Source organism: Nocardia sp. MDA0666 (assembly GCF_003023875.1).
In the GTDB taxonomy this organism is placed as follows: Bacteria; Actinomycetota; Actinomycetes; order Mycobacteriales; family Mycobacteriaceae; genus Nocardia; species Nocardia aobensis.
Genome location: NZ_PYHT01000030.1, coordinates 25,591 through 51,028, shown reverse-complemented (window position 1 = coordinate 51,028; position 25,438 = coordinate 25,591). Strand labels below are relative to the sequence as shown.

Sequence of the window (25,438 nt, the reverse complement as noted above, 5' to 3'; positions counted from 1 at the left end):
AACACACAATGCCCGCCCTCTTCAGGGCGGGCATTGTCGTTTCGGTCACCGCGTTTCCGCCGAGGCCGGTGCCGTCGCGATGTCCTCGACGCCGCTGCCGGCGACCGCGTTGCGAAAGACCCAGCGCAACCCCACGAATCGGGTCAGTGTGGCCACCAGATTCGCGACCACCAGAACGAGCAGTTCCACGTGCACGGACGCGTCCGGCGCCCACCGGTGCAGCGCGAACAGCGAACCACTGGTCACCAGCCAGGCGAAGGCGAAGATCAGCAAGCCCTGGAAGTGGTGGGAGACCGCGTTGCCCGAACCGCGCACGCCGAAGGTGAAGGCGCGGTTCGCCGCGGTGTTGGCGACCGCGGTGATCAGCAGGGCGGCGAAGTTCGCGGGTTGGGCGCCGACCACCGACTGCAACATCACATACAGGAGCATGTAGGCCAGCGTGGAGAGCACGCCGATGATGCCGAAGCGCACCAGCTGCCCGACCATGCCCAGCGGCACCCCGTCCACCAGTGGTTCCCGCCCGATTGCGGCGCGCAGGTCGTTGATCGGCAGGGCGCCGGTGGCCAGCCCGCGGCCCACCCGCCACACGCCGAGCAGATCCTTGCGGGCGGTGTCGATGATGTCCACGCGGCTGTCCGGATCGTCGATCCAGTCCACCGGAACCTCGTGGATGCGCAGTCCGGCGCGTTCGGCGATCACCAGCAGTTCGGTGTCGAAGAACCATTCCCCGTCCTGGACCAGCGGCAGGATCCGGCGCGCCACATCGGTGCGCATCGCCTTGAATCCGCACTGGGCGTCGGAGAACCGGGCCTGCAGCGAGGCTCGCAGGATCAGGTTGTAGCAGCGGGAGATGATCTCGCGTTTGGGGCCGCGCACCACGCGCGAGGACTTCGCCAGCCGGGTGCCGATCGCCAGATCGGAATGTCCGGAGACCAGCGGGGCCACCAGCGGCAGCAGGGCGTTGAGGTCGGTGGACAGGTCGACGTCCATATACGCGACGACCTGTGCGTCGGAGGCCTCCCACACCGCACGCAGCGCGCGTCCGCGGCCCTTGCGGTCGAGGTGGACGACCTCGACCTCGGGCAGCTCGGCGGCGAGTTCGTGCGCCACGGCGAGGGTGGAGTCGGTGGATGCGTTGTCCGCCACCGTAATTCGGGTAGAGAACGGAAAACCGTCACGCAGGAATGCGTGCAGCCGGCGGACACATCCGGCCAGATCGCGCTCCTCGTTGTACACAGGGATCACGACCTCGAGCACCGGTGTGCGCGTCGAGTCGGAGGTGGTGGCCGCCTGGAACGCCATCGCTGTCTCGGTCATGATCCCAATTTCGGGTATCAGCCTTGGGCAGCGCTGCGCCCGACCTGTGAGCTTCCTGGGAGCGCCCGCGAGGTCAGACCGGGTCGCCGAGCTCCAGGACGACCAGCGGAACCGGGCGCTGCGACCGAGCCTGGAAATCGGCGAGCAGCGGATTGTTCGCCAGCACCCACGCGGCGAATTCGTCGTATTCCGCGCCCTCGAGCGCGCGCCCCCGGGCGGCGTAGGTCTGCCCGCCCAGTTCGACCGTGACCTGCGGATTCGCCTTGATGTTGTGATACCAAGCCGGGTACTTGTCCTCGATGAACGAACTCAGATAAGGGATGTCGCCCCGGTACAGCACCCCCAGCGGCACCACATGCTGCTTGCCGCTGCGAGCGCCCGTGGTGGTGAGCAACAGCAGCGTGGCGTCGGCATAGGAGCCGCCTACCTTGCCGCCGTTGGCCCGGAACTCGTCGATCACCGGACGGTTCCAGTCCTTGATATCGCCCTCGCTGAAGGCTTGATTCCAGGGTGCGTCCGGATCGTCGTAGGAGCTGATGTCGCGCTGGGTGGCCGCCTCGGGTTCGCTCATACCGGCAGTATGCCCGAGGGGTCCGACAGATCGGCCCGCCCGGGAAAACCGTTGTGCCGATTCAGCTTCCGCGCAAACGCCACAGCGGCGACACCGGTCCGTGCCCGGCGCCGAGATCGTAGGACGCCTCCAAGCAGCGCGTGGTCCATTCCTTGGCGAAGGCCACCGCCTCGGGCACCGGGTAGCCGTGTGCCAGGGCGCAGGCGGAGGCGGCGGCCAGGGTGTCGCCGCCGCCGTGATCGTTGCCGGTCGTGATGCGGGGTGCGGTGAGTTCGTGGAAGCGGTCGCCGTCGAACAGCAGATCGGTGCTGAATTCGGAGGAGCGCAGATGACCGCCCTTGACGACGGCCCAGCGCGGGCCGAGTGCGATCAGCGCCTCGGCGGCCTTGCGGGCGCTGCGGTCGTCGGTTACGGCGATGCCGGTGAGCAGCCGTACCTCGTCCAGATTCGGGGTCACCAGCGTGGCGCGCGGAATGAGAACCGAGCGCAGTGCGTCCAGGGCTTCCGCGTGCAGCAGCGGGTCGCCGTGCATCGAGGCCGCCACCGGGTCGACCACCAACGGCACTGTGCCGTCGCGTCCGATACCGACCTCCTCGCAGACCTGGGCCACCGCCTCGATGATCGCGGTCGAGGCCAGCATGCCGGTCTTGGCCGCCGCGACCCCGATATCGCCGGTCACCACCCGCACCTGATCGGCGACGGTCTGCGGTGGAATCTCGTGGAAACCGCTGACCCCGACCGAGTTCTGCACGGTCACCGCGGCCACCGCCACGCAGGCATGGACGCCGAGCAGTGCCATGGTCCGCGAATCGGCCTGAATTCCGGCCCCTCCCCCGGAGTCGGTTCCGGCGATCGTCAGCACCCGGACCGGCGTAGTACCCGGTTCCGGCAACGGCAGCAGTTTCACGAGACAGACCCTACGACGCACCGGCCCGCGACCGCAGCGTGGTCGTCCACGCGGCCGTGCCGATCGCGCGTTCCGCCGATACGGGAGTCCGGACGCGTACGGTCGAGCCAACAGGATCATTCGGATCCTGCCAACCAAAGGACCCTCATGTCCGATAAATCTCCGCGCAGCACCATGTCCAAGAAGTCCGGCAAGTCGCTGAAGGAGAAGCGAGCGGAGAAGAAGACCAAAAGCGTTACCCCCTCGGGTGTCGAGACCACCGTCGAGGGGAAGAAGCAGCGATAGGGCGCCCCGGCTGAGCAGTCGGCACGACTGCTCAGCCGCCGGGGGATTCACCGGACCCGGGCGAAGAACGTCCGGATGTCGCCGACCAGCACCTCCGGCGCCTCGTGCGCGGCATAGTGTCCGGCCGCGTCGTTGGGTCCGCCGGTCACCGATCCCACGTCGTAGGAATTCCAGCTGACGATGTTCTCGTGGTCGCGCTCGGCGAACCGGCGGATCGATCGGAAATCCCCCGCGAACATGGCCAGCGCGGTCGGGGTGGTGGTCGGTCCGGACGGACGCTCGGTGGCGTGGGCGTTCTCGTAGTAGAACCGGATCGAGGAGGCCGCGGTGCCGGTGAGCCAGTACAGCGCGATATTGCCGATCACGAATTCCGGATCGAGACCTTCGCCGAAAAGCTGTGCGTTCCAGCCCAGCAGCCCGAGCGGAGAGTCGCTCAACGCGTAGGCCAGCGTCTGCGGCTGCTGGCTGCACAGAATGTTGAACGCCATCTTGTTGTCCTGGAACCACTGCAGGTGCGCGAGCGCCCCCAGATCCTCTTCGGACAGTCCGTCGAATTCGGCCGGGTCGCCGGAGGGGAAGGAGAACAACTGCGTCACGTGGACGCCCACCACGCGATCGCCGGCCAGCCGGCCGATCTCCGGGGAGATCATCGACCCGCCGTCGTTGCCGATCGCGCCGAAGCGCTCGTAACCGAGCCGATCCATCAACTCGACCCAGGCGCGCGCGGTGCGCTGGGTGTCCCAGCCGGTGCTGCGGGTCGGGCCGGAGAACCCGAAGCCCGGCAGTGACGGCAGGACCACGTGGAAGGCCGGATGGTCGGGGGATTCCGGTTCGGTCAGCGCCTCGATCACGTCCAGGTACTCCAGCACCGATCCGGGCCAGCCATGGGTGAGGATGACCGGCAGCGCATCCGGCCGCGACGAGCGGACGTGCAGGAAGTGAATATCCTCGCCGTCGATCTCCGTGCGGAACTGCGGATGCGCATTCAGTCGCGCTTCCGTTGCGCGCCAATCGAAGTCGTTCAACCAGTACTTCGCCAGCGCGCGCACCCGATCGCCCGGCACGCCGTAGGCGTCGCCGACGCCGGGCAGTTCGTCCGGCCACAGTGCCCGGCGCAGCCGATCGGCGAGGTCGTCGAGGCGGTCCTGCGGGATGTCGATGTGGAACGGGCGGATGGTCATGATCGTCTCCCTTTTTGGAACGGAATGCTTCGTTCTGTCAGAACAGTATCAGAACGGATCATTCCGTTTCAAGTGTTAGGCTGAAACCATGCCGAAATCAGCCGACGCCCCAGCTCACCAGGCGCTTCCCGGTCGCAAGGCGCAGGCCGCGCGCAACGACGGGATCATCCTCGACGCCGCTCGCGCGGTTTTCCTCGCCGATGCGACCGCCCCGATCTCGGCCGTCGCCGAGCGGGCCGGAGTGGGGATCAGCGCGCTGTATCGCCGCTATCCGAGTAAGGAGGCACTGCTGCGCACCCTCTGCTACCAGGGTCTGTGCCGCTACAACGCCGAGGCCGAGGCCGCGCTGGAGTCGGCGGCCGACGCCGACGTGCTCGCCGAATTCCTGCGCCGGGTGGTCGACGCCGATGTGCATTCGCTGACCGTGCGACTGGCCGGCACGTTCACCCCGGACGAATCGTTCGCGCCTCAGGTGCAACGCTCGGCGGAGCTGAACGAGGAAATACTGCGCCGGGCACAGGTTTCCGGCGCTGTGCGCGACGGAGTGACGATCGCCGATCTCAGCCTCGTTCTGGAGGCCTGCGCCGCGATCATCCTCCCCGATGCCACTCGAACCGCACAGTTGCGCCACCGCATACTCGCTCTGCTGCTCGACGGACTGCGCACCACCGGCGAACTTCCCGGCCCCGCACCACAACCCGACGATTTCGTTGCCCGCTGGCAGCCCCGGAAGTAGCAGCGAAACCGCGGCGGGTGCCGAGGGAGAGGCCTGGGTAGCCGCCGGGATCACCGGTCGGCCGAAGCGCGGCCGACCCAGGCGGTAAGTGCGGTCTTCAGTCCGTCGGTAGTGGAATTGCCTGCGGCCCAAGCGATATACCCGTCCGGTCGAATGAGCGTGTACACGGGCGCCGGAACCGGGCCGAATCCGGGGACGATCCATTCGGTGGCCGGATCGGTCGCGCATACGATGTCGACCCGGTCCTTCCACTCGCTGATATCGGGAATCTCGGCCGCGTTGCGCACCAGCAGAATCGGACGTCCCGAACGCATCAGCTCGTGCACGCGGGTGGGCCCGTCGGCGGTCGCGAGATCGGCATCCGGTACGCGCCGGCCGCACAGCGGGTGCTCGTTCCCGCAGTCGTAGCGGATGTCCAGGGCGGTGATCATGAGCCCGAGGCGGTGGCGCACCTCGTCGATGTCGAGAAGATCGGACATGCTGGCGCGCAACGCGTCCACATGCGCACCGGGCCGTGACAGCGCCGTCTGAGCGCGCGTGTTCCGCAGTACGCGCGCGGCGATCGGATGGCGTTCGGATTCGTAAGTGTCCAGCAGTGCGTCGGAGGCGTTGCCGCGCAGCACGGCCGCGATCTTCCAGCCCAGATTGACCGCATCCTGCAACCCCAGATTCTGGCCCTGGCCACCGGCCGGGAAATGGATGTGCGCTGCGTCGCCCGCCAGGAACACCCGGCCGACGCGGTAGCGGCCGGCCTGCCGGGCGGCATCGCCGTAGTGGGTGACCCACCGCGGGCTGTGCATGCCGAAATCGGTGCCCGCGAGTTCGGTGAACGCGCTGCGGAATTCGTCGAAGGTCAAGGCGTTGCCGCGCTCGCGCACCCGGTCGTGGCACTGGGCGATCAACCGGTACCACCCGGGCTCGAACTGGATCACCGAATAGTCGCCGGTCGCACCGCGGGCCCCGAAGAACAGCTCGGCGGGGGGAGCGGCGAGTTCGACGTCGGCGATCATGCCCGTCACCGTCGCGTCCGTGCCGTCGAAGCCGATGCCCGCGAGCTTGCGCACCGAACTGCGCCCGCCGTCGCAGCCGACCAGGTAGGCCGCGCGGATCCGGCGCGGACGGCTCCCGCCGACCTCGACCTCGACCCCGGAATCGTCCTGGCGGAATCCGGTGACGGGCGAATCCCATTGCACGGGCGCGCCGGCCGCCGTCGCGTCGCGGTCCAATTCGCGCTCGATCACCGACTGCAACACCGCGAGGGTGTACGGGAAGCGGGTGTGGAAATCGCCGAAGTCGAGCGGGAGTCCGCCGAAGTGGCCCCGCGGCAGTGTGCGCCCCTGTCGCAGCAGGTCGTCGAGCAGCCCGCGCTGGTCGAGGATCTCCATGGTGCGCGCGTGGATACCTCCGGCCCGGGATTCGCCGGTGCGCGCCGGCAGCGCGTCCAGCACTTCCACCGCGACCCCGGCCAGTCGCAATTCGTACGCCAGCATCAGCCCGGTAGGACCGCCACCTGCGACGACTACATCCGTTGTATGCACAACCCACTCCTTAACATTGTTAAACCCTTAACGCTGTTAAGGACACCAGAACATTGTTAAGCTGTCAAGCAATCGACTGGAGGTGCGATGAAACTCGACGCCAACGCCATCGGCGCGGCCGCGCTGGAGCTGCTGGACGAGACCGGGCTCGACGGACTGACCATGCGCAAGGTGGCGTCGGCGCTCGATGTGCAGGCGCCGGCGCTCTACTGGCATGTCAAGAACAAGCAGGAACTGCTCGATGTGATGGCGCGCGCGGTCTTCGCCGCCGCGGTCGACCGCGTGGAGGGGCCGCGCCGGGGCGAGACCTGGCAGGACTGGATCGCCGAACTGGCCGGGCGCCTGCGCAGTTCGATGCTGCGGCATCGCGACGGCGGCAGACTGCTCGCCGGTACCTACGTCAGCGACGAATCCATGTGGCGCACCATGGAATTGACCCTACGCACACTGGAGGACGCGGGGTTTTCCGCGGACGAGGCGGGGTGGGTCTTCCCGATCGTCCTGCACTACACGGTCGGATTCGTGATCGAGGAGCAGGCGCGCACCGGTGCGGATTACGGCGCCGACAACCCCTATTCGCATATCGACCAGGCGGTCGACCGCGATCGTTATCCGCGCACGGCGAATCTGGTCACGAAGCTGTCCGCCATGGATCCGAACGACGAATTCGACCACGGCGTCCGCGTGATCCTCACCGGCATCCGGACGCTCGCGAACATCGAGCGATGAGCTGACGTCCGCGGGCCGGCGGCGCATCTGCGGCGCCGACGCGCACCCTGGCGGCGGGCAAGCGTCGGCGCACGCAGCGCAACGGCAGTGCCGTTACGGTACAACAGCTTTCGCTGTCACGACACGACGGGCAGGTAGACCTTTCCGCCGGCCTCGGCGAATTCGGCCGACTTCTCGGCCATACCGGCCTCGATGGCCTCCACGTCGGTGAGCCCCTGCTTCTCCGCGTACTCGCGCACATCGGCGGAGATGCGCATCGAACAGAACTTCGGACCGCACATCGAGCAGAAGTGGGCCGTCTTGGCGGGTTCGGCGGGCAGCGTCTCGTCGTGGTACTCCCGCGCGGTGTCGGGATCCAGCGACAGCGCGAACTGGTCGTGCCAGCGGAATTCGAAGCGCGCCTTGGACAGTGCGTCGTCGCGTTCCTGTGCCCGCGGATGCCCCTTGGCGAGATCGGCCGAATGCGCGGCGATCTTGTAGGTGATGACGCCGGTCTTCACATCGTCGCGATTGGGCAGCCCCAGATGTTCCTTCGGGGTGACGTAGCAGAGCATCGCGGTGCCGGCCTGCGCGATGATCGCCGCGCCGATCGCCGAGGTGATGTGGTCGTAGGCCGGGGCGATATCGGTGGCGAGCGGGCCCAGCGTGTAGAACGGCGCCTCCTCGCACAGCTCCTCCTCGAGCCGCACGTTCTCCACGATCTTGTGCATCGGAACGTGGCCCGGGCCCTCGATCATCACCTGCACGCCATGCGATTTCGCGATCTTGGTCAGCTCGCCGAGCGTGCGCAGTTCGGCGAACTGCGCCTCGTCGTTGGCATCGGCGATGGAACCGGGCCGCAACCCGTCGCCGAGCGAGAAGGTGATGTCGTATTTCGCCAGGATCTCGCACAGTTCCGCGAAGTTGGTGTACAGGAACGATTCCTGGTGGTGGGCCAGACACCATGCCGCCATGATCGAACCGCCGCGCGAGACGATGCCGGTGACGCGCTTGGCGGTCAGCGGAACGTACCGCAGCAGCACCCCCGCGTGCACGGTCATGTAGTCCACGCCCTGCTCGGCCTGCTCGATCACGGTGTCGCGATAGATCTCCCAGGTCAGCTGGGTCGGATCGCCGTTCACCTTCTCCAGTGCCTGGTAGATCGGCACGGTGCCGACCGGTACCGGCGAATTCCGCAGGATCCATTCGCGGGTCTCGTGGATGTTCTTACCGGTGGACAGGTCCATGATGGTGTCGGCGCCCCAGCGGGTGGCCCACACCATCTTCTCCACCTCTTCGGCGATCGAGGAGGTGACCGCGGAATTGCCGATATTGGCGTTGATCTTCACCGCGAACTTCTTGCCGATGATCATCGGCTCGCATTCGGGGTGGTTGTGGTTGGCGGGGATCACGGCCCGGCCGGCGGCCACCTCGTCGCGAACCAATTCCGGCGAAACACCTTCGCGCGCAGCGATATACCGCATCTCGGCGGTGATCGCCCCGGCTCTGGCCCAGGCCAGCTGAGTACGTGGTCCCGGCACGTCCGGCTGGGCCCAGCCGGCGCGGAGCTTCGGCAGTCCGGCCTCCAGGTCGATCGTGGCCGAATCGTCGGTGTACGGGCCGGAGGTGTCGTAGACGTCGAAGTGTTCGCCGTTGGTCAGGTTGATCCGGCGGACCGGGATGCGCAACGTCGTCCCGTCGGTGTCGATCTGCTCGTAGTGCTTTGCGCTGCCCGCGATGGGGCCCGTGGTGACATGGTTCGACGACATGTGAGCTCAATCCTCCCTACGCCGGCATTACCCGGTCAGGTTCGTACGGTCGACGGCCCTGAACCGCCCGAATGGGCTAGCCGTCCTCTCAGCCCGCTGGTGCGAGCCCCCGTTGGCACGATGTGGTACCCGGCCGAGGGTACCGCGCGACCGTGGGGCGCGTCACTGCCCCTGCGATCGGACCCTGGATCGGACTCGGTGATTCGACCGGCCGCATCACGCCGAATACAGGGCGTCGATCTCGTCGGCGAAGTCGCGCAGCACCACGTTGCGCTTGAGTTTGAGCGAGGGGGTGAGATAGCCGTTGGCCTCGGTGAATTCGGTGCGCAGCAGCCTGAACTTGCGGACCGCCTCGGCTCGGGATACGGCCGCGTTGCCGTCGTCGACGGCGGCCTGGATCGCGTCCAGCAGCTCCGGGTCGGAGCTGAGGTCGGCGAGGGTGGCCTCGGAGGATTTGCCGTGCAACTGCTTCCAGATCGGGAAGTGCTCGCTGTCGACGGTCACCAGACAGGTGACGAAAGGTCTGGCGTCGCCGACGACCACGACTTCCCCGATGATGGCGTGGGCTCGAATGCGGTCTTCGATCACCGCCGGGGCGACGTTCTTGCCGCCGGCGGTGACGATGAGTTCTTTCTTGCGGCCGGTGATGGTGAGGTAGCCCTCGTCGTCGAGTGAGCCGATGTCGCCGGTGGCGAACCAGTCGTCGCGGAAGGTGTGTGCGGTGGCCACGGGGTTGTTCCAATAGCCGGGGAACATCTGGGGGCCCCGCAGCAGGATTTCGCCGTCGTCGTCGATGCGAACCGTGGTGCCCGGCACCGGCTGGCCGACGGTTCCGATCTTCGGCCGGTCGTCGGGATTGAAGGTGGCGATTCCGGAGGTTTCGGTCAGTCCGTAACCCTCCAGCACCGTGAAACCGACGCCGCGGAAGAAGTGCCCCAGCCGTTCGCCGAGTGGCGCACCACCGGAGAGGGCGTGCGTGGCCCGGCCACCGAGCGCGGCTCGCAGCTTGCGGTACACCAGACGGTCGAACAGCTGATGGCGTAAGCGCAGCCCCAGCGGGATGTGGTCGTTGTCCAGGGCGCGGCTGTAGGCGATCGCCGTATCGGCCGCGAGGTCGAAGATCCGGCCCCGGTGCGTCAACTGCGCCTGCGTGCGTGCCGCGTTGAAGACCTTCTCGAAAACCCTCGGTACGCCGAGGATCAACGTCGGCCGGAAGGTTCCCAGCTCTTCGGTGATGTTCTTGACGTCGCCGACATGACCGATCTTGATCGGTACGAGCGCGGCGGCCACCTCGACGATCCGCCCGAACACATGGGCCAGCGGCAGAAACAGCAGGACCGACGACTCTCCCGTGCGGAACAGCTGCGGCAGGCGTGCGGTCGCATTGCTCAGTTCGCCGAGGAAGTTGCCGTGGGTGATCCGGCATCCTTTGGGCCGGCCGGTGGTGCCGGACGTGTAGACGACGGTCGCGAGAGAGTCCGTTGCGATCGCGGACCGCCGTTCGTCCAGTGCCGCGTCGGTGACCTCGGCGCCGGTGCGCGCGAGGGTGGCGACCGCGTCCGCCTCGATCTCCCAGATGTGCGCGAGATCGGGCACCTGCTCTTGCACCTTGCCCACGACGGCCGTGTGCGCGGCGGTTTCCGTGATCACCGCGACGGCTCCCGAATCGGAGAGTATCCATTGCACCTGTTCGGCGGAGGACGTCTCGTACACCGGAACGGTGACGGCCGCGGCACACCAGATGGCGAAATCGAGCAGTGTCCACTCGTACCGGGTGCGGGACATGATCGCCACTCGGTCGCCGGGTTCGATACCGGTGGCGATCAGGCCTTTGGCCGCCGCTCGCACCTCGGCGAGGAATTCGACCGCGGTCAGATCCTCCCATCGGGAGTCGCGTTTTCGAGCGATGACCGCGACGTCGGGATACTGTTCGGCGTTGCGGTGAACGAGGTCGCCGAGTGTGGTGCCGGGGGGAACTTCGTGCAGGGCCGGCAGGCTGTATTCGCGCATAGCTGCTCCTCACAAGCCACGCTGCCGATGATGTTCACCGCACTGAACGGGATGGGAAAGCCGCGTTCTGCGTGCTGTGATCCCTATCACATTATAGTCTCGTCGAGGCGGTGCACACCGCCGATCAGCGGCGAGCGGGCAGGATCTCGCCGCTGACCTCGCCCAACGCAATACGCGCGCCGCCCGGGCCAGGGGCCGTCGCGGTGAGACGGACCGTATCCCCGTCGGCGAGGAACGTCCGCTCGCAGCCGCCGACGTCGACAGGGCAGGCGCCGTTGCCGGACAGTTCGATGAACGATCCGCTCTGGTCCTGCCGGGGTCCCGAGATGGTGCCGGAGGCGAACAGATCGCCGGACCGGGTGCCGGCGCCGTTGACGGTCAGATGGGCCAGCATCTGCGCCGCGGACCAGTACATCGCGCGATAGGGTGGCGCACTCACCGGGACGCCGTTCCAGTGCACTCGCACGTCGATGTCGAACCCCCAATCCTGTTGTCCCCGTAAATAGGAAAGCGGTTCGGGTGTTTGTTCCGGCACCGCGATCCGGGCGAATTCCAGCGCGGCGAGTGGAGTGATCCACGCCGCCATCGAGGTGGCGAACGATTTGCCGAGAAAGGGGCCGAGCGGCTGTCCCTCCCACGCCTGGATGTCGCGGGCCGACCAGTCGTTGACCAGCGCCACGCCGAAGACGTGATCGGCGAAGTCGTCCACCGCGATCGATGTGCCGACCTCGGAACCGACGCCGACGACGAAGCCGAGTTCCGCTTCGATGTCCAACCGCGCGGTGGGCGCGAATTCCGGTGCGCCCGACCCGGTCCGGCGCTGCCCGCACGGCCGTCGCACCGGCGTACCCGAGACCACCACGCTGCCCGCGCGCCCGTGATAACCGACCGGCAGATGACGCCAATTCGGCAGCAGCGCTTCACCGTTCGGCCGCAGAAACCCGCCGAGCCGGGTGGCGTGGTCGATACTGGCGTAGAAGTCCACGTAGTCGCCGATGGATATCGGCAACTTCAGCCGCACCGAATCCAGCGAATGAATCGCTTCCGCGGGCAGCGGACCGCGCGCGGCTTCCCGTAATCGTTCGCGCACGCTGTGCCAGTGGACCGGGCCTCGAGCGAGAAAGTCGTTCACCGTCGGTTGCGCGAAGCACGAATCATCCAGTAGCGCAGCGATATCCAGCACGTATGCGCCGAGCCGGACGCCCACGCGGAACGGCCGGCCGGGTGGTGCGAAGACTCCGTACGGCAGGTGGTCCGGTCCGAAGGGGTCGTCGTCGGCCACCGGGGGCCGCACCCTCGCGGTCACGCCCGCTCCGAACTCGGCCCGCGCCCCGACCAGGTCCACGCATAGTCCGGATCCTCGCAGGCCAGCGCGCCCTCGCCGAGACCCAGCGGGCGGAAGGTGTCGACCATCACCGCCAGTTCGTCGAAGAATTCCACGCCGATACTGCGTTCGTAGGCGCCCGGTTGTGGACCGTGCGCATATCCGCCCGGGTGCACCGAGACCGAACCCGGTCCGATACCGGAACCGCGGCGGGCTTCGTAGTTTCCGCCGCAGTAGAACAGGATCTCGTCGGAGTCGACATTGGAGTGGTAATAGGGCACCGGAATCGACAGCGGGTGATAGTCGACCTTGCGGGGAACGAAATCGCAGATCACGAAGTTGGTGCCCGCGAAGGCCTGATGCACCGGGGGTGGCTGATGGATACGACCGGTGATCGGCTCGAAATCGGCGATGTTGAACCGGTACGGGTACAGGCAGCCGTCCCAGCCCACCACGTCGAACGGGTGATCGGCGTACACCATGCGGGTGCCGAGTATTTCGGCGCCGGGCCGATGTTTCACCAGAACCTCGACCTCGGCACCGGACTCCTGCAGCGGTTCGGCCGGACCGTGCAGATCCCGCTCGCAGTACGGCGCATTCTCCAGGAACTGGCCGAATGCGGACAGATAGCGCTTCGGCGCGGTGATATGTCCGGTCGCCTCGACGATATAGCCGCGCAGCGGTTCCGGTCCGTCCGGACGCCAGCGATGCGTGGTCGCCCGCGGCAGCAGCACATGATCGCCGGCGCGCACCGGCAGCCGCCCGAAGACGGTGTCCACCACACCCGAACCGGCCTCGACGTAGACGAGTTCGTCACCGATCGCGTTGCGGTACAGGGGCGATTCGCGCAGCGCCGCCACATAGGAGATACGCACGTCGTCGTTGCCGAGGATCAGGCGGCGGCCGGTCACGACATCGGTCTGCGCGAGCACGGACTCGGGGAACAGTTCGTGCAGCCGCAGGTGCCGGTGCCGCAGCGGATGGTTCGGCACGGTCCGCGAATTCGGCGGCCGCCACGCGGAGGAGTCGACGATGGCCGGCGGCAGGCCGCGGTGATACAGCAGTGACGAGTCCCCGGTGAAGCCTTCCTCGCCCATCAGCTCCTCGTAGAGCAGCTGCCCCCGGTCGTCACGATGCTGGGTGTGCCGCTTCGGCGGTAGGGAACCCAGTTGCCGATAGAACGCCATACCGCTCTCCCGCCGGGTCGCTGGTCGAATGGACGCCGATTTCCATTTTAGCTAGCGCTATTGCCGGAGAGTGCGCAGTTTGGTCGGCAGATCTACCAGTCGAGCCGCGGTTTCGCGGCATCCGCTCAGGCCGAGCGCAGCGCGCGGTAGACCGCCGCGCCGACGAAGGCGCCCAGATCCTGCGGCGTCCACGTGTCGCCCTCGGTCACCAGTGTGCGCACCGCGCCCTCACCGGCGGATACCCACAGCTCCACCAGCGCGGGCAGTTTGCGCTCCGCGTCGACCGTTCCCCAGGCCTCCAGTGTGGGCCGCAGCCGGCGGGTGCACCGCTCGACCGCGAAACTGCGCCCGCGCCCGAACGAACTCGCCACCGCCGGATCGGGATTGCCGTGCAACAGTTTCCAGGTGTCGGGACGCTTGGAGACGGTCTCCAGCAGGGCGCGGAAGCCCTCGATGAAGACCTCTTCGTCGGCCTCGACCCGGCGCGGTGGCAGGGCGTCCATGATGCCGGCCAGCAGCAGCCCCTCCTCGCGCTGAATCAGGGCGTTGATGAGTTCGACGCGGTCGGCGAAGCAGGCGTAGACCACCGGCCGGGTCACGGTCAGGCGTTCGGCCACGGCGGCGATGGTGACGGCCGCGATGCCCTCGTCCGCCGCGATGCGCAGCGCCGCGTCCAGAACCTGCGGGCGTCGGCGTTCGGGGCCGAGATGCTGGGCCCGTTGACGCGGTCGCACCGCGGATTCCGAAGCCATGGCGAACAAGATAGCAGTGGTAGAGGCCGATTATGCCGGTCGCATCGCGCCGCTGCCGGGCAGGTGTGCGGGCGGGACGCGGCCGATCGCGGATATCGAATGCGAGCATATTCCGAGCAAATCGCCGCGAGGCGGCGCACGATTGGGAAAAGTGAATCGCGGATGGACTGGTCCGCCCGCGTAAGTTACCGCGAATTCTCTAGTCTCGGCCGGTTACGGTTGCGTAAGTGAACCCGGGTACGGCAACCTCCGACGGAGAACATCCCACGACGGCGAGGAGGCCCTGAGCGTGTCGCACTACAAGGCGAACATTCGGGATATCGAGTTCAACTTGTTCGAGGTGCTGGGGATCGGTGCGCTGCTGGACGCCGGCGCGTACGGCGATCTGGATACCGAAACCGCACGCGGAATGCTCACCGAGGTGCAGCGGTTGGCCGAGGGGCCGGTAGCCGAATCGTTCGTCGACGCCGATCGCAATCCGATCTCGTTCGATGCCACCGAGCACGAGGTCGTGGTGCCCGACCCGCTGCGCAAGACGGTCGCGGCGGTCAACGAGGCCGGCTGGTCCGGGCTGGGCATGCCCGAGGAGATGGGCGGCGTCGACGCCCCGTCGCCGCTGATCTGGGCGACTCAGGAAATGCTCGTCGCGGCGAACAATTCGGCCAGCTTCTTCAATATGGGCCCGCTCATGCACCAGGTGCTCTATCGCGAGGGCACCGAGGAACAGCGCCGGTGGGCCGAGCACGCCTGGGAGAACCGCTGGGGCGGAACGATGGTGCTCACCGAACCCGATGCCGGATCCGATGTCGGTATGGGCCGCACCAAGGCCGTCCAGCAGCCCGACGGCACCTGGCACATCGAAGGCGTGAAGCGTTTCATCTCCGGCGGTGACGTCGGCGATACCGCCGACAACATCCTCCACCTCACCCTGGCGCGGCCCGAGGGCGCCGGCCCGGGTACCAAGGGCCTGTCGCTGTTCGTGGTGCCGAAGTACCTGTTCGACTCGCAGACAATGGAATTGGGCGAGCGCAACGGCGTGCTGGTGACCAATCTCGAACACAAGATGGGCATCAAGTCCTCGCCCACCTGCGAGCTGACCTACGGCGGCGACAAGCCCGCGGTCGGTTATCTGGTCGGCGATGTGCACAACGGCATCGCGCAGATGTTCAAGGTCATCGAGAACGCGCGCATGATGGTCGGCGTGCTGTCGGCGGGAACGCTGTCCACCGGATACCTGAACGCGCTGGAGTACGCGAAGTCCCGCGTCCAGGGCGCCGACCTGACCCAGATGGCCGACAAGACCGCCCCGCGCGTCACCATCACCCACCACCCGGACGTCCGGCGCAGCCTGGCGCTGCAGAAGTCCTATGCGGAGGGCCTGCGGGCGCTGTACCTGTACACCGCGGCGTACCAGAACGACGATGTGGCACAGGCGAATTTCGGCGCCGACCCCGACACCGCCGCGCGGGTCAACGACCTGCTGCTGCCGATCGTCAAGGGCGTCGGCTCGGAACGGGCGTACGAAACCCTCACCGAGACGCTGCAGACCTTCGGTGGATCGGGATATCTGCAGGACTACCCGATCGAGCAGTACATCCGCGACGTGAAGATCGACTCGCTGTACGAGGGTACGACCGCGATCCAGGCGCAGGACTTCTTCTTCCGCAAGATCGTTCGCGACAAGGGCGTGGCATTGGCACACGTCGCCGGGCTGATCCAGCAGTTCGCCGAGAGCGAGCCCGACACCCTGAAGGCGGAGAAGACCCTGCTGGGCGCCGCGCTCGCGGATGTGCAGGCGATGGCGACCGCGCTCACCGGTTATCTGGTGGCCGCCGCGCAGACGCCGGAGGAGATCTACAAGGTCGGCCTGGGTTCGGTGCGTTTCCTGCATGCCGTGGGCGATCTCGTCATCGGCTGGCGGCTGCTCGCGCAGGCCCAGGTCGCGCAGGCCGCGCTGGCCGGTCAGCCGTCGGAGAAGGATCGGCTGTTCTACACCGGAAAGATCGGTGTCGCATCGTGGTTCGCCAAGAACCAGCTGCCGCTGCTGAGCGGTGTGCGGGCCGTGGTGGAGAACCTCGACACCGACATCATGCAGATGGAGGAGGGCGCCTTCTAGGCCGAAGAGCTCTCACCGCGCACACGGCCGGCCGGGAAATCCCGGCCGGCCGTGGCATATTCGTGTCCGACTTGCCCGCGTGTGGTACCCGAATGCGGGTACAACTGTCGGCATGGTGTTCCCGATGGCCTTCGGCTGGATCCAGGCATTGCTGGCGGTGCTCTTCGTCGTCGCGATCGCGATGCTGGTCACGGCCGTGCTCCGCGCTCGGAAAGCGGGCTGGCGCAGGCATATCGGGCGCGGCGCGAGCGGGCTCGTCGTGTTACTGGTGGCGGTCGTCCTGCTGTGGGCGGTGACGCTGCTGCAGACCTACCTCGGGCTGACCGGAGAGGTGAAGGCCGCGCACGTCGTCGTGAAAAGCGTTGCGGGCAGCGACCATACCCTCGATGTGGAGCTGACGCTCTACGGCGACGGTCATCACGACGAGACCCGTCAGACCTATCGGATCGAGGGCGATCTGTGGGCGCTACAGGCCGATATCGTGGAATTGGAGCCGTGGGTCAACGCGCTCGGCTTCCATTCCGGCTACAAGGTGACCCGGCTCTACGGGCAGCGCCTCGACGGCACCGCGGTGAGTCAGCACCAGACCATGCTCAACGGCGGCGACGGTGACTTCTTCACCGATATGCGCGATCACAGCTGGTACACCGAACCGTTCATCCGCTCGGCATACGGCAACGCGGTGATCGCGATGCCCGGCAGCTACGACGTCTACATCTCCCACGACGCCATCAAGACCCGGCAGAGCTGACCCCCGGCGCCGGCTGCCGCTCCGAGAATTCGACCACCACGGGTGCGTGATCGCTGGCGCCCTTCCCTTTTCGCTCCTCACGGTCGACGCCGGCGTCGACGGCGCGGGCGCTCAGCGCGGGTGAGGCGAGGACGAAATCGATGCGCATACCCTCCTTGCGCGGAAAGCGCAGCTGGGTGTAGTCCCAGTAGGTGTAGACACCCGGGCCGGGCGCGAACGGGCGCATCACATCGGTGAATCCCGCCGCCACGACGGCATCGAACGCGGCGCGCTCCGGCGCCGAGGTGTGCGTCTTGTGCGCGAAGAATTCCGGCGACCACACGTCGTCGTCGGTGGGGGCGATATTCCAGTCGCCGCACAGTGCGATCTGCGCCGACGGATCGGCCCGCAGCCACGCTTCCCCGGAATCACGTAGAGCCGCAAGCCATTCCAGCTTGTAGGTGTAGTGCGGATCGGTCAGCGTGCGCCCGTTGGGTACGTACAGGCTCCACACCCGGACGCCACCGCAGGTGGCGCCGATCGCCCGGGCCTCCACCACCGGCGCGCTCAGCAGCGAGGCCTCGGCGTCCTTGTCGAATCCGGGCTGGCCCGGGAAGGTGACCTCGACGTCGTCGATGCCCACCCGGGAGGCGATCGCCACCCCGTTCCACTGACTGAAGCCGGTGTGCACGATCTCGTAGCCGGCCTCTTCGAACCGCTCGGCCGGGAACTGGTCGTCGCGGCATTTGGTTTCCTGGATGGCCAGCACATCGATATCCGCGCGGTCCAGCCACGACACCACCCGATCCACGCGAGATCGAATCGAATTCACATTCCAGGTGGCCAACCGCATGAAGCGAGATTAGTCGCCCGATTCACTCCCGCCGGTGGCGGCCCGCGTCGGGGTCGGGGGCGGCGTAGCGGTAGTTGTGGTGGTCCACGAAGCCCATCTCCCGGTACATCGCGAGGGCGGCGGCGTTGTCCGCCTCCACCTGGACGTAGGCGTGGGTGGCGCCGCGTTTGTAGCCCCAATTGATCAGCTCGGCGCAGACGAGGGTGCCCAGGCCGTGGCGGCGGTGTGGTGCGGCGACCGCGAGGCAGCTCAGCCCGATCCAGCGGCGGCCGTCGGGGGCGGTGGTGAGGGCGCCGCGGCCGATCGCCAGCGGGGTCGGCAGGCCCAACGCGGCGAAACCGAGTTCACCGTCGCGGACCGCGGTGAGCACGCCGGTGTCCGGCAGCGGCGCGGCCACGTCGACGGTGTCCTCGCCGCGGTGCCGGTGCAATTCCAGCCACGCCGGATGCGGGCCCTCGTCGATGCGGACCATCGACGGCCCCTGCGGCAGGACGAACGTGGAGATATCGATGCCGAGCACCATCGTCTCGCCCCAGGTGAGCCAGCCCGGCGGCACCGGTGCCAGGCGATCGGGGAGCCGAAGTTGCAGCGGCAGGCCGTGTTCGGTGTACCACTCGCCGATGCGGTGCAGCGTACGCATGTCGAGGGCGGCGTTGTGCCCCGATTCACCCAGCGGCACAGCGGAATTCGCGCGATGGGTGTACCCGTTGCCGATGCTGCACAGCCAGCCGTCGAACCAGGCCTGTTCGAGTCCGGGCCAGCCGTCGATGGCCGCCGCTTCCAGCGCGCGGATGTCACCGATCCGAATCGGCCGCGGGCCCAGTGCTTTCACCGCCACCACCCGATCGGTGGCGACGGTCACCACGGTGCCGTCGGCGGTGCGGACCTGCACCGGATCCGGTGCCACGAGCTCGCCGATCACATCCGTGAACTGCTGTGGATAACCCTCGGGCAGGCGGTACCGCACCACCACCCGGCGCCCGATCGGGATATCGGGACGGTCAGTCGTCATGCCCGAACGGATCCGGTACCTCGCCCGGTACCCAGCTCAAACCCGGTGTGCCCCAGCCGTTGCGCTTGATCGCCTTCTTCGCGGCGCGGGCGTTGCGGCCGATCAGCACGTCCACATAGAGGAACCCGTCGAGGTGGCCGACCTCGTGCTGGAGCATGCGGGCGAAGAACCCCTCACCCTCGATCGTCACCGGCTCGCCGTGTTCATCGGTGCCGGTGACCCGCGCCCAGTCCGCGCGGCCGGTGGGGAACTGCTCGCCCGGAACGGAGAGGCAGCCCTCCTCGTCGTCGTCGGGATCGGGCATGGTTTCGGGGATCTCGGAGGTTTCCAGCACCGGATTGATCACCGCGCCGCGCCGCCGCCGCACCGAACCGTCGGGCTGCACGTCGGGGCAGTCGTAGACGAACAACCGCAGCGATTCACCGACCTGATTGGCGGCGAGCCCGACTCCGTTGGCGGCGTCGAGGGTTTCGTACATGTCCGCGATCAGGCCGGCGAGTTCGGCCGGCGACTGCGACACCTGCGCTGTCGGGTTGTGCAGAACCGGATCGCCGACGATGCGGATCGGGAGAATCGCCATGGTGGCACACTTTACGCGGCGCCGCGTGTGCGGCCCGACACGCCGTACGACGCCTCGGTGAAGGGGTGTGCCGCGTGGTTGAATGACGACGACTGTCGTCCGTTGTTGATTCGGCGAGGGAGCGATATGGACAGCGCAGCGGCCCGGAATCTATCCGCAAGCGAGGACAGCTCCGCGAGCGGAGAGATCGCGGCAGCGGTCGGGGCAGCCCCCGAGGGTGGCGTGGTCGACGGTCTCACCCGCCGCGAACTGGAAATCCTCGATTTCGAGCGCAAGTGGTGGAAGTACGCGGGCGCCAAGGAAGAAGCCATCCGGGATCTGTTCGCGATGTCGGCCACCCGCTACTACCAGGTCCTCAACGCCGTCGTCGACAAGCCCGAGGCGCTGGCCGTCGATCCGATGCTGGTGAAACGGCTGCGCCGGTTGCGGGCCAGCCGGCAGAAATCGCGGGCGGCGCGGCGGCTGGGCTTCCAGGTCTGACCGGCGGATGTCCGATGCGCGCGCTCGCTCATCCCTGCGACTAGGGTCGACACCGTGAGCAACCCGAATCCGCCCACCGGTGGACCGCCGCTGCGAGCACTCGCGATGGTGCTGATCGCGCTGGCCATCGTCTTCGCGGGCCTCGGCGCGATGTCGCTGTCGAATTCGACGTCCGATTCCGCTGCCGCGGAGACCTCGTCGGATACCGAGACGACGGCCGCCCCGGTCACCACCACCCGCGCTGCCGCCACGACGCCCTCGACGACGGCGGCCACGACCACCGCGGCGCCGGCGACCACGCTCACGACGACCACCGCGGCGCCGACCAGCACCGCGGCCGGTGTGGACAAGACCGTCCCGGTCCGGGTGCTGAACAACAGCACCGTCGCCGGCCTGGCCTCCAAGACCGGGAGCCAGCTCACCGCGGCGGGCTTCGACGTCACCGAGACCGGCAACTACCCCGGCGGTGTGATCGCGAAAACAACTGTCTACTACGGAAATTCCCCGCACGAACGGGAGACGGCCCAGGCGATCGCGAATGAGCTGGGCGTATCGGCCGAGCCGCGTTTCGCCGGAATCGCGGACTCGCCGCCGGGCATCATCGTCATCGTCACGGGTAACTAGGACCCAACCGAGCCCCACCAGTGCGGTGCACAACGGCTCTGGCATCATCTTGTCCGGTAAGGAATCTGTTCAACCAGCACTACTCGTAAACTCGGTACTCGTAAAGGAGTTCTCCGATGGCCCCCTCCGCAACCCGTCGCCCCTCCTGGCGGACTGTGACACCGATGCTGGCGATCGCGGCTTTCGGCCTGGTCGCCTGCAGCAACAGCCAGGAGTCGAGCGACGTCAAGGGGACCACCCCCGCGGTGTGGACCGGTAGCGCCGGTCCGGCGGAGAACTCCGGCACCGGCGCCGAGCAGAACCCGCCCTCCGGCGATTCGGTGTCGGTGCAGTTGAAGGATCCCTCGGGCGCGCAGGTCGGCACCGCCACCATCGCCAAGTCGGGCGACAAACTGCAGATCACCGTCGACGCGCACGGCCTGCAGCCGGGCTTCCACGGCCTGCACATCCACCAGAACGGCAAGTGCGAGCCGAACTCCACCGCCCCGTCCGGCGGCGCGCCGGGCAACTTCCTCTCGGCCGGTGGTCATCTCCAGGTGGGCGAGGCGAACAGCCACCCGGCCAGCGGCGATCTGACCTCGCTCGAGGTCGGCAAGGACGGCACCGCGAAGCTGGTGACCACCACCGACTCCGTGACGCTGGACCAGATCAAGGGCAAGGCGCTGATGATCCACGCCGGCGCCGACAACTTCGGCAACATCCCGAACCGCTACCTGCAGGCCAACGGTGGCGCGCCCGGGCCCGATGCCGAAACTCTGGCAACCGGCGACGCGGGCGGCCGGGTCGCCTGCGGCGTCATCGGGTAAGAGCGGATTCGTCATGGGTGGGGCTGGCTCTCGAACGGTTCCCTGGAACGGCTCGCCCCGCCCGACGCTGGGCGTCGAATGGGAGATCGCGCTCGTCGACAAACAGACGCGCAATCTCTCCAATACGGCCGCCGCGGTCTTCGACCAGGTCGGCGATCTGCGAGCGCCCAACGGCCCGCCGCACGTCACCAAGGAGCTGCTGAAGAACACGGTCGAACTCGTCAGCGGTGTTCACGACACCGTCGGCGAGGTGGTCGACGAGATGCACACCACGATGGACACCGTGCGCGCGGCCGCCGACCGGGTCGGTGTGGATCTGTTCTGCGCGGGCACCCATCCGTTCGCCCAGTGGTCGACGCAACAGCTGACCCGCTCCGAGCATTACGACGAACTGATCAGCCGCACCCAGTGGTGGGGGCGGCAGATGCTGATCTGGGGCGTGCACGTGCACGTGGGAGTCTCGCACCCGGAGAAGGTCTTTCCGATTCTCAACACGCTGCTGCTCTCCTATCCGCATCTGCTGGCGCTGTCGGCGTCCTCGCCGATGTGGGCCGGCATCGACACCGGGTACGCGAGCAATCGCGCCCTGATGTTCCAGCAGCTGCCGACCGCCGGATTGCCGTTCCAGTTCGAGAACTGGTCGCAGTTCGAGTCCTTCGTGCACGACCAGATGAAAACCGGTGTGTTCGAACAGCTCGGCGGCATGCACTGGGATATCCGCCCCGCGCCGAAGTGGGGGACCATCGAGGTCCGTGTGTGTGACGGAATCCCCAGTCGCTTCGAACTTTCCGCACTCGTCGCGCTGATCCACTGCCTGATCGTGGATCTGGATCGCCGGGTGGAGGCCGGCGAGACCATGCCCACCCTGCCGCCGTGGCATGTGCAGGAGAACAAGTGGCGCGCAGCGCGTTACGGGCTGGACGCGATCATCATCACCGACTCCGACAGCAACGAGCGGCTGGTCACCGATGATCTGATGGATCTGCTGGACCGATTGCAGCCCACCGCGAAGCTGCTGCAGTGCGAGAACGAACTCGCGCGAGTGCCCGATATCGTCGAACGCGGGGCGTCGTATCAACGGCAGCGGCGAGTGGCGGCGGCCGCGCAGGGCGATCTGGTGGCAGTGGTGGACGCGCTGGTCAAAGAACTGAACAGCTGAGTCGGCGGGCTGTGGCCCACTCAGCGGGGCGGCGCTGCGCTGAATCGTTTCGACCCGCCGCTACTCGTGCCCGACCGGTAGGAATCGGGCGACCTGCTCGTAGGCGAGGAAGTCCAGCAGCAACCGGTTCACGAGCTCGGGCTTTTCCAGGGGCAGCGCGTGCGAAGTCCCGGGAACAACGGCCAGTTGCGCATCGGTGACGGTACGGGCGAGCAGCGCGCTGTGCTCGACCCGCACCCAGTCACCGTCACCCTGCATGAACAGCGTCGGTGCGGTGATGCGAGCGATGTCGTCGAGCGGAATCTCGGGCTCCTCGCGCCACATGCGCATGATCTTGTCGTAGACGACCGGGAAGTGGTCCGGGCCGTCCGGCGACAGCGGCGCGTGCAACCCTTCGAACATGGCGCGGGTGCCGGCGTCCTCGGCGAATCCGTCCAGTGCCGCCCGCGACGACGCCCACTCACCGTCCAGCGACAGATACTGGCCGATCACAACGAGTTTGCCGACGAGCTCCGGCCGCGTGATGGCCACCAGTGCCGCCACCGCGCCCCCGTCGCTCCACCCGATCAGATGGGCGCCGCGCAACGCCATGGCATCCAGCCAGGCGGCCGTATCCTCGGCCATCGCCGCATAGGTGATCGGGCCGGGCACATCGGCGGTCCTGCCGTGTCCGCGTCGCTCGGGGACGTATACCCGATAGTGCCGGGCCAGCTCGCTCACCTGCTGTCCCCACGACTCGGCCGTCCCCAGCCCGCCGTGCAACAACACCACCGGCGCACCGTCCCCGTGCACCTCGTAGTAGGTCCGCAACCCGCCCGCGTCGATGTATTCACCCATGCGTGCAGTCTGGTCCGAAGGCGTCGCATCCGTCGCGCGGACCACTGACATGTGGCCCATATCGCGGGTTCACCGCGGCGACACCAGGTTTCGGCCGTGCAATGGCGCCGTGACGACGGGGGCGACCGGGCGGCGCTGACTATCGGTGTTCGCCGGCGCGTTGGAATTCGCGCCAGGCCTTCTGGGTTTCGGTGAGTTTCGGGCGGGGAGTCCGGTTGCGGAAGAAGTTCACCACCATCGTCACCGGAACGATGAATGCGTGAAAGAAGATCAGGTACGAGCCGCCGTCGAAGAGGAAGGCGAGGTAGAAGGCGTAGCCCAGGAAGATGCCGCCGAAGATGCCGTTGAAGGATCGTGTCGCGTTGCTCTGACCCTGCTGCACCGACGCCATGGCGATCATGACGATCCCGCTGATCGCGAGCAGAGCGACATACCAAGTGAACATGGCTCGAACTGTGGCAGCGCGGCCCTGGTAATCGCTTACGGAAAAGTTGTCGCGGCGAGCGCCCGTCGCGACAATGGCGCAGATCACATCCGTCGCCGACGTTTCCGCTGTGCGAGGGGCGGCGTTCATCACCTGTTTACGATGATCGGGTGCTGCTCGATGATCCGCGTTCCGACTTCGGTGACGCTCGCCGTGGACGGTTCCGGAAGTGGTCGCCGCACATCGGGGTCCGGGTGCTGCTCATCGCGGTCCCGGCGCTGCTGATCGTGTTGCAGATCCTGGCCGTGCGCAACAACTTCGAGGGCCCGCTGCACAGCCTCTGGGAGGACTTCGCCGGGACGCCCAAATCGGTCTCCGTACCGTGGGCGGGACTGGCCCTGGCACTGGTCGGATTGTCGTGGCGGTGGCGGTTTCTCGCCGTGGGCGCGGCGGTGATCGTCGATGCCGTCTGCGCGACGATCCGCGTGCTGCTCGGCGGTCCGCTGACCGTCGGCAACGGTGCGGTCATCGCCCTCACCGCGGTGGCGCTGATCGCCTGGCTCGGCTGGGACGGTACGCGCAAACGCAACGCCCTGCGGGCGGCGGCGCTGGGAGCGCTGCTGATCATCGCCACCAAGGTCGGTGATGTGTGGTTGCACTTCACGGTGGTGGCCGGCCCGGACGTCCGTGACCGCTATCTGGTGCTGGCCGATCACGCCTTCGGTGAACCCGCCTGGGTGATGGGCCGGGTGATCGACGCCCTGGGTCCGGTGGTCTACGGCGTATTGCACTGGGTCTACATCGAATTGCCGGTGGCCGCGATGGTGGTGGCGGTCTGGCAGTTGCGCAAGGTGGTGCGCACCGGGACATGGCCCCGGCACTTTCTGGTGCGCACCTTCCTGGTACTGGGACTGGTCGGCCCGGTGATCTACCTGATCTTCCCGGTGGTCGGGCCGATGTTCGCCTTCGGACCGGACGGCCACGGCCTGCAGGTCGGCAACTACTGGCCACATCTGGTTCCCCCCACCGACTACCACCCGAAGCCGATGCCGTTCGACCGGTATACGCCGCGCAACTGCATGCCCTCGATGCACACCGCCTGGGCGACCGCGGTTTTCCTGCACACCCGCCGCGACAACGACGGTGCCCCGGCGCCCCGCTGGGTGCGCTGGCCCGGCACGTTCTGGTTGCTCGCGACGTTGTCGGCCACTCTCGGTTTCGGCTATCACTACGGCGCCGACCTGCTGGCCGGGGCCGTGCTGGCCCTGACCGTCGAATCGGTGTTGCGCGCACCCGAGCGCGGCTGGGATCGGGCGCGCGCACTGCTGGTCGCCGCCGGATTCACGCTGCTGATCGGGTTGCTGCTCGCCTACCGGTATCTGGCGGTGTGGATGGCCGAATATCCGCTGCCCGCTGGGATCATCGCGCTCGGGTCGTTCGCTGGATTCGTGGCGGCGTTCTACCGCACCTGGTTCGCGCGCACGACCGCGGATGTGGCAGAACCGGTCGCGGCATAGGGACTCGGCGTAGGG

At 67.4% G+C, this 25,438-nt stretch carries 25 protein-coding genes and 1 riboswitch; of the genes, 10 read left to right on the top strand and 15 right to left on the bottom strand.

Annotated features, from left to right (window positions below; translation table 11 throughout):
* Positions 1–45 precede the first annotated feature (45 nt).
* The 3 genes from C8258_RS28880 to thiD form a co-directional block, all read right to left on the bottom strand.
* Positions 46–1,302, bottom strand: coding sequence for a bifunctional glycosyltransferase family 2/GtrA family protein (locus tag C8258_RS28880; RefSeq protein ID WP_233225414.1), 1,257 nt, complete (start codon positions 1,300–1,302; stop codon positions 46–48).
* An 88-nt stretch (positions 1,303–1,390) separates the two neighbouring features.
* Positions 1,391–1,888, bottom strand: coding sequence for a nitroreductase/quinone reductase family protein (locus C8258_RS28875; protein WP_106957850.1), 498 nt, complete (start codon positions 1,886–1,888; stop codon positions 1,391–1,393).
* A 61-nt stretch (positions 1,889–1,949) separates the two neighbouring features.
* A complete protein-coding gene (gene thiD, locus C8258_RS28870) occupies positions 1,950–2,795 on the bottom strand; it encodes a bifunctional hydroxymethylpyrimidine kinase/phosphomethylpyrimidine kinase (protein WP_106957849.1) in 846 nt (281 codons plus the stop codon).
* 147 nt (positions 2,796–2,942) lie between these two features.
* On the opposite strand from thiD, the gene C8258_RS33005 reads away from it, so the two are divergent.
* Complete coding sequence (locus C8258_RS33005; protein ID WP_199195887.1) at positions 2,943–3,080, top strand: hypothetical protein; 138 nt, start codon at positions 2,943–2,945, stop codon at positions 3,078–3,080.
* A gap of 47 nt (positions 3,081–3,127) precedes the next feature.
* On the opposite strand, the gene C8258_RS28865 is transcribed toward C8258_RS33005, so the two are convergent.
* Complete coding sequence (locus C8258_RS28865) at positions 3,128–4,261, bottom strand: epoxide hydrolase family protein (protein ID WP_106957848.1); 1,134 nt, start codon at positions 4,259–4,261, stop codon at positions 3,128–3,130.
* 88 nt (positions 4,262–4,349) lie between these two features.
* On the opposite strand from C8258_RS28865, the gene C8258_RS28860 reads away from it, so the two are divergent.
* Positions 4,350–4,997, top strand: coding sequence for a TetR/AcrR family transcriptional regulator (locus C8258_RS28860; RefSeq protein WP_106957847.1), 648 nt, complete (start codon positions 4,350–4,352; stop codon positions 4,995–4,997).
* Between the two features lie 50 nt (positions 4,998–5,047).
* Here the strand turns inward: C8258_RS28860 and C8258_RS28855 are convergent, their stop codons facing one another.
* Positions 5,048–6,535 carry an FAD-dependent monooxygenase gene (locus C8258_RS28855; protein WP_106957846.1) on the bottom strand — a complete coding sequence of 496 codons (1,488 nt, stop codon included), beginning with the start codon at positions 6,533–6,535 and terminating at the stop codon, positions 5,048–5,050.
* A gap of 87 nt (positions 6,536–6,622) precedes the next feature.
* Between C8258_RS28855 and C8258_RS28850 the strand changes: the two genes are divergently transcribed.
* Positions 6,623–7,264: a TetR/AcrR family transcriptional regulator C-terminal domain-containing protein gene (locus tag C8258_RS28850; protein WP_106957845.1), complete on the top strand. Its 642-nt coding sequence runs from the start codon at positions 6,623–6,625 to the stop codon at positions 7,262–7,264.
* A gap of 116 nt (positions 7,265–7,380) precedes the next feature.
* Here C8258_RS28850 and thiC read toward each other — a convergent pair whose 3' ends face one another.
* The 5 genes from thiC to C8258_RS28825 form a co-directional block, all read right to left on the bottom strand.
* Positions 7,381–9,012 carry a phosphomethylpyrimidine synthase ThiC gene (gene thiC / locus C8258_RS28845; protein ID WP_106957844.1) on the bottom strand — a complete coding sequence of 544 codons (1,632 nt, stop codon included), beginning with the start codon at positions 9,010–9,012 and terminating at the stop codon, positions 7,381–7,383.
* Positions 9,009–9,135: riboswitch (TPP riboswitch) on the bottom strand. Its footprint overlaps the gene before it by 4 nt.
* 93 nt (positions 9,136–9,228) lie before the next feature.
* Complete coding sequence (locus C8258_RS28840) at positions 9,229–11,022, bottom strand: long-chain fatty acid--CoA ligase (RefSeq protein ID WP_106957843.1); 1,794 nt, start codon at positions 11,020–11,022, stop codon at positions 9,229–9,231.
* Positions 11,023–11,146: 124 nt separating this feature from the next.
* A complete protein-coding gene (locus C8258_RS28835; protein ID WP_233225409.1) occupies positions 11,147–12,328 on the bottom strand; it encodes a fumarylacetoacetate hydrolase family protein in 1,182 nt (393 codons plus the stop codon).
* A complete protein-coding gene (locus C8258_RS28830) occupies positions 12,325–13,533 on the bottom strand; it encodes a homogentisate 1,2-dioxygenase (protein WP_106957841.1) in 1,209 nt (402 codons plus the stop codon). The genes C8258_RS28835 and C8258_RS28830 overlap by 4 nt, the downstream gene beginning before the upstream one ends.
* A 125-nt stretch (positions 13,534–13,658) precedes the next feature.
* Positions 13,659–14,285 carry a TetR/AcrR family transcriptional regulator gene (locus C8258_RS28825; RefSeq protein WP_063001144.1) on the bottom strand — a complete coding sequence of 209 codons (627 nt, stop codon included), beginning with the start codon at positions 14,283–14,285 and terminating at the stop codon, positions 13,659–13,661.
* Positions 14,286–14,574: 289 nt separating this feature from the next.
* Here C8258_RS28825 and C8258_RS28820 point away from each other — a divergent pair, with 289 nt between their 5' ends.
* Together C8258_RS28820 and C8258_RS28815 are read left to right on the top strand one after the other, a co-directional pair.
* Positions 14,575–16,401 carry an acyl-CoA dehydrogenase gene (locus tag C8258_RS28820; protein WP_106957840.1) on the top strand — a complete coding sequence of 609 codons (1,827 nt, stop codon included), beginning with the start codon at positions 14,575–14,577 and terminating at the stop codon, positions 16,399–16,401.
* Between the two features lie 112 nt (positions 16,402–16,513).
* Complete coding sequence (locus C8258_RS28815; protein WP_063001136.1) at positions 16,514–17,152, top strand: hypothetical protein; 639 nt, start codon at positions 16,514–16,516, stop codon at positions 17,150–17,152.
* Here the strand turns inward: C8258_RS28815 and C8258_RS28810 are convergent.
* Genes C8258_RS28810 through C8258_RS28800 form a run of 3 tightly spaced genes read right to left on the bottom strand, consistent with a single transcriptional unit; the run spans position 17,133 to position 19,576 of the window.
* Entirely contained in the window at positions 17,133–17,984 is an 852-nt protein-coding gene (locus C8258_RS28810; protein WP_106957839.1) for an exodeoxyribonuclease III, read from the bottom strand. The genes C8258_RS28815 and C8258_RS28810 overlap by 20 nt on opposite strands.
* Before the next feature lie 22 nt (positions 17,985–18,006).
* Entirely contained in the window at positions 18,007–18,996 is a 990-nt protein-coding gene (locus C8258_RS28805) for a GNAT family N-acetyltransferase (protein ID WP_106957838.1), read from the bottom strand.
* On the bottom strand, positions 18,986–19,576 hold the full coding sequence (locus C8258_RS28800) for a peptide deformylase (protein ID WP_036506316.1): 591 nt from the start codon (positions 19,574–19,576) through the stop codon (positions 18,986–18,988). Before C8258_RS28800 ends, C8258_RS28805 begins: the two co-directional genes overlap by 11 nt.
* 126 nt (positions 19,577–19,702) lie before the next feature.
* Between C8258_RS28800 and C8258_RS28795 the strand changes: the two genes are divergently transcribed.
* The 4 genes from C8258_RS28795 (at position 19,703) to C8258_RS28780 (ending at position 22,645) form a co-directional block, all read left to right on the top strand.
* Positions 19,703–20,056: a DUF3263 domain-containing protein gene (locus C8258_RS28795; protein WP_106957837.1), complete on the top strand. Its 354-nt coding sequence runs from the start codon at positions 19,703–19,705 to the stop codon at positions 20,054–20,056.
* A 54-nt stretch (positions 20,057–20,110) separates the two neighbouring features.
* Positions 20,111–20,680: a LytR C-terminal domain-containing protein gene (locus C8258_RS28790; RefSeq protein WP_036506311.1), complete on the top strand. Its 570-nt coding sequence runs from the start codon at positions 20,111–20,113 to the stop codon at positions 20,678–20,680.
* Positions 20,681–20,796: 116 nt separating this feature from the next.
* Entirely contained in the window at positions 20,797–21,486 is a 690-nt protein-coding gene (locus tag C8258_RS28785) for a superoxide dismutase family protein (protein ID WP_106957836.1), read from the top strand.
* 13 nt (positions 21,487–21,499) lie between these two features.
* Positions 21,500–22,645, top strand: coding sequence for a glutamate--cysteine ligase (locus tag C8258_RS28780; protein ID WP_036506306.1), 1,146 nt, complete (start codon positions 21,500–21,502; stop codon positions 22,643–22,645).
* Between the two features lie 60 nt (positions 22,646–22,705).
* Here C8258_RS28780 and C8258_RS28775 read toward each other — a convergent pair whose 3' ends face one another.
* Complete coding sequence (locus tag C8258_RS28775; RefSeq protein ID WP_106957835.1) at positions 22,706–23,482, bottom strand: alpha/beta fold hydrolase; 777 nt, start codon at positions 23,480–23,482, stop codon at positions 22,706–22,708.
* Between the two features lie 139 nt (positions 23,483–23,621).
* Positions 23,622–24,059, bottom strand: a complete 438-nt coding sequence (locus C8258_RS28770; RefSeq protein ID WP_233225408.1) for a hypothetical protein — start codon at positions 24,057–24,059, stop codon at positions 23,622–23,624.
* Between the two features lie 89 nt (positions 24,060–24,148).
* Between C8258_RS28770 and C8258_RS28765 the strand changes: the two genes are divergently transcribed.
* On the top strand, positions 24,149–25,423 hold the full coding sequence (locus tag C8258_RS28765) for a phosphatase PAP2 family protein (protein ID WP_106957866.1): 1,275 nt from the start codon (positions 24,149–24,151) through the stop codon (positions 25,421–25,423).
* Positions 25,424–25,438 lie beyond the last annotated feature (15 nt).

What these genes read in the sequence shown, in the direction of transcription:
- C8258_RS28880 (WP_233225414.1), bottom strand. Translation starts at nt 1,302, where the DNA reads ATGGCGTTCCAGGCGGCCACCACCTCCGACTCGACGCGCACACCGGTG.
- C8258_RS28875 (WP_106957850.1), bottom strand. Translation starts at nt 1,888, where the DNA reads ATGAGCGAACCCGAGGCGGCCACCCAGCGCGACATCAGCTCCTACGAC.
- C8258_RS33005 (WP_199195887.1), top strand. Translation starts at nt 2,943, where the DNA reads ATGTCCGATAAATCTCCGCGCAGCACCATGTCCAAGAAGTCCGGCAAG.
- C8258_RS28865 (WP_106957848.1), bottom strand. Translation starts at nt 4,261, where the DNA reads ATGACCATCCGCCCGTTCCACATCGACATCCCGCAGGACCGCCTCGAC.
- C8258_RS28860 (WP_106957847.1), top strand. Translation starts at nt 4,350, where the DNA reads ATGCCGAAATCAGCCGACGCCCCAGCTCACCAGGCGCTTCCCGGTCGC.
- C8258_RS28850 (WP_106957845.1), top strand. Translation starts at nt 6,623, where the DNA reads ATGAAACTCGACGCCAACGCCATCGGCGCGGCCGCGCTGGAGCTGCTG.
- thiC (WP_106957844.1), bottom strand. Translation starts at nt 9,012, where the DNA reads ATGTCGTCGAACCATGTCACCACGGGCCCCATCGCGGGCAGCGCAAAG.
- C8258_RS28840 (WP_106957843.1), bottom strand. Translation starts at nt 11,022, where the DNA reads ATGCGCGAATACAGCCTGCCGGCCCTGCACGAAGTTCCCCCCGGCACC.
- C8258_RS28830 (WP_106957841.1), bottom strand. Translation starts at nt 13,533, where the DNA reads ATGGCGTTCTATCGGCAACTGGGTTCCCTACCGCCGAAGCGGCACACC.
- C8258_RS28825 (WP_063001144.1), bottom strand. Translation starts at nt 14,285, where the DNA reads ATGGCTTCGGAATCCGCGGTGCGACCGCGTCAACGGGCCCAGCATCTC.
- C8258_RS28815 (WP_063001136.1), top strand. Translation starts at nt 16,514, where the DNA reads ATGGTGTTCCCGATGGCCTTCGGCTGGATCCAGGCATTGCTGGCGGTG.
- C8258_RS28810 (WP_106957839.1), bottom strand. Translation starts at nt 17,984, where the DNA reads ATGCGGTTGGCCACCTGGAATGTGAATTCGATTCGATCTCGCGTGGAT.
- C8258_RS28805 (WP_106957838.1), bottom strand. Translation starts at nt 18,996, where the DNA reads ATGACGACTGACCGTCCCGATATCCCGATCGGGCGCCGGGTGGTGGTG.
- C8258_RS28800 (WP_036506316.1), bottom strand. Translation starts at nt 19,576, where the DNA reads ATGGCGATTCTCCCGATCCGCATCGTCGGCGATCCGGTTCTGCACAAC.
- C8258_RS28795 (WP_106957837.1), top strand. Translation starts at nt 19,703, where the DNA reads ATGGACAGCGCAGCGGCCCGGAATCTATCCGCAAGCGAGGACAGCTCC.
- C8258_RS28785 (WP_106957836.1), top strand. Translation starts at nt 20,797, where the DNA reads ATGGCCCCCTCCGCAACCCGTCGCCCCTCCTGGCGGACTGTGACACCG.
- C8258_RS28780 (WP_036506306.1), top strand. Translation starts at nt 21,500, where the DNA reads ATGGGTGGGGCTGGCTCTCGAACGGTTCCCTGGAACGGCTCGCCCCGC.
- C8258_RS28775 (WP_106957835.1), bottom strand. Translation starts at nt 23,482, where the DNA reads ATGGGTGAATACATCGACGCGGGCGGGTTGCGGACCTACTACGAGGTG.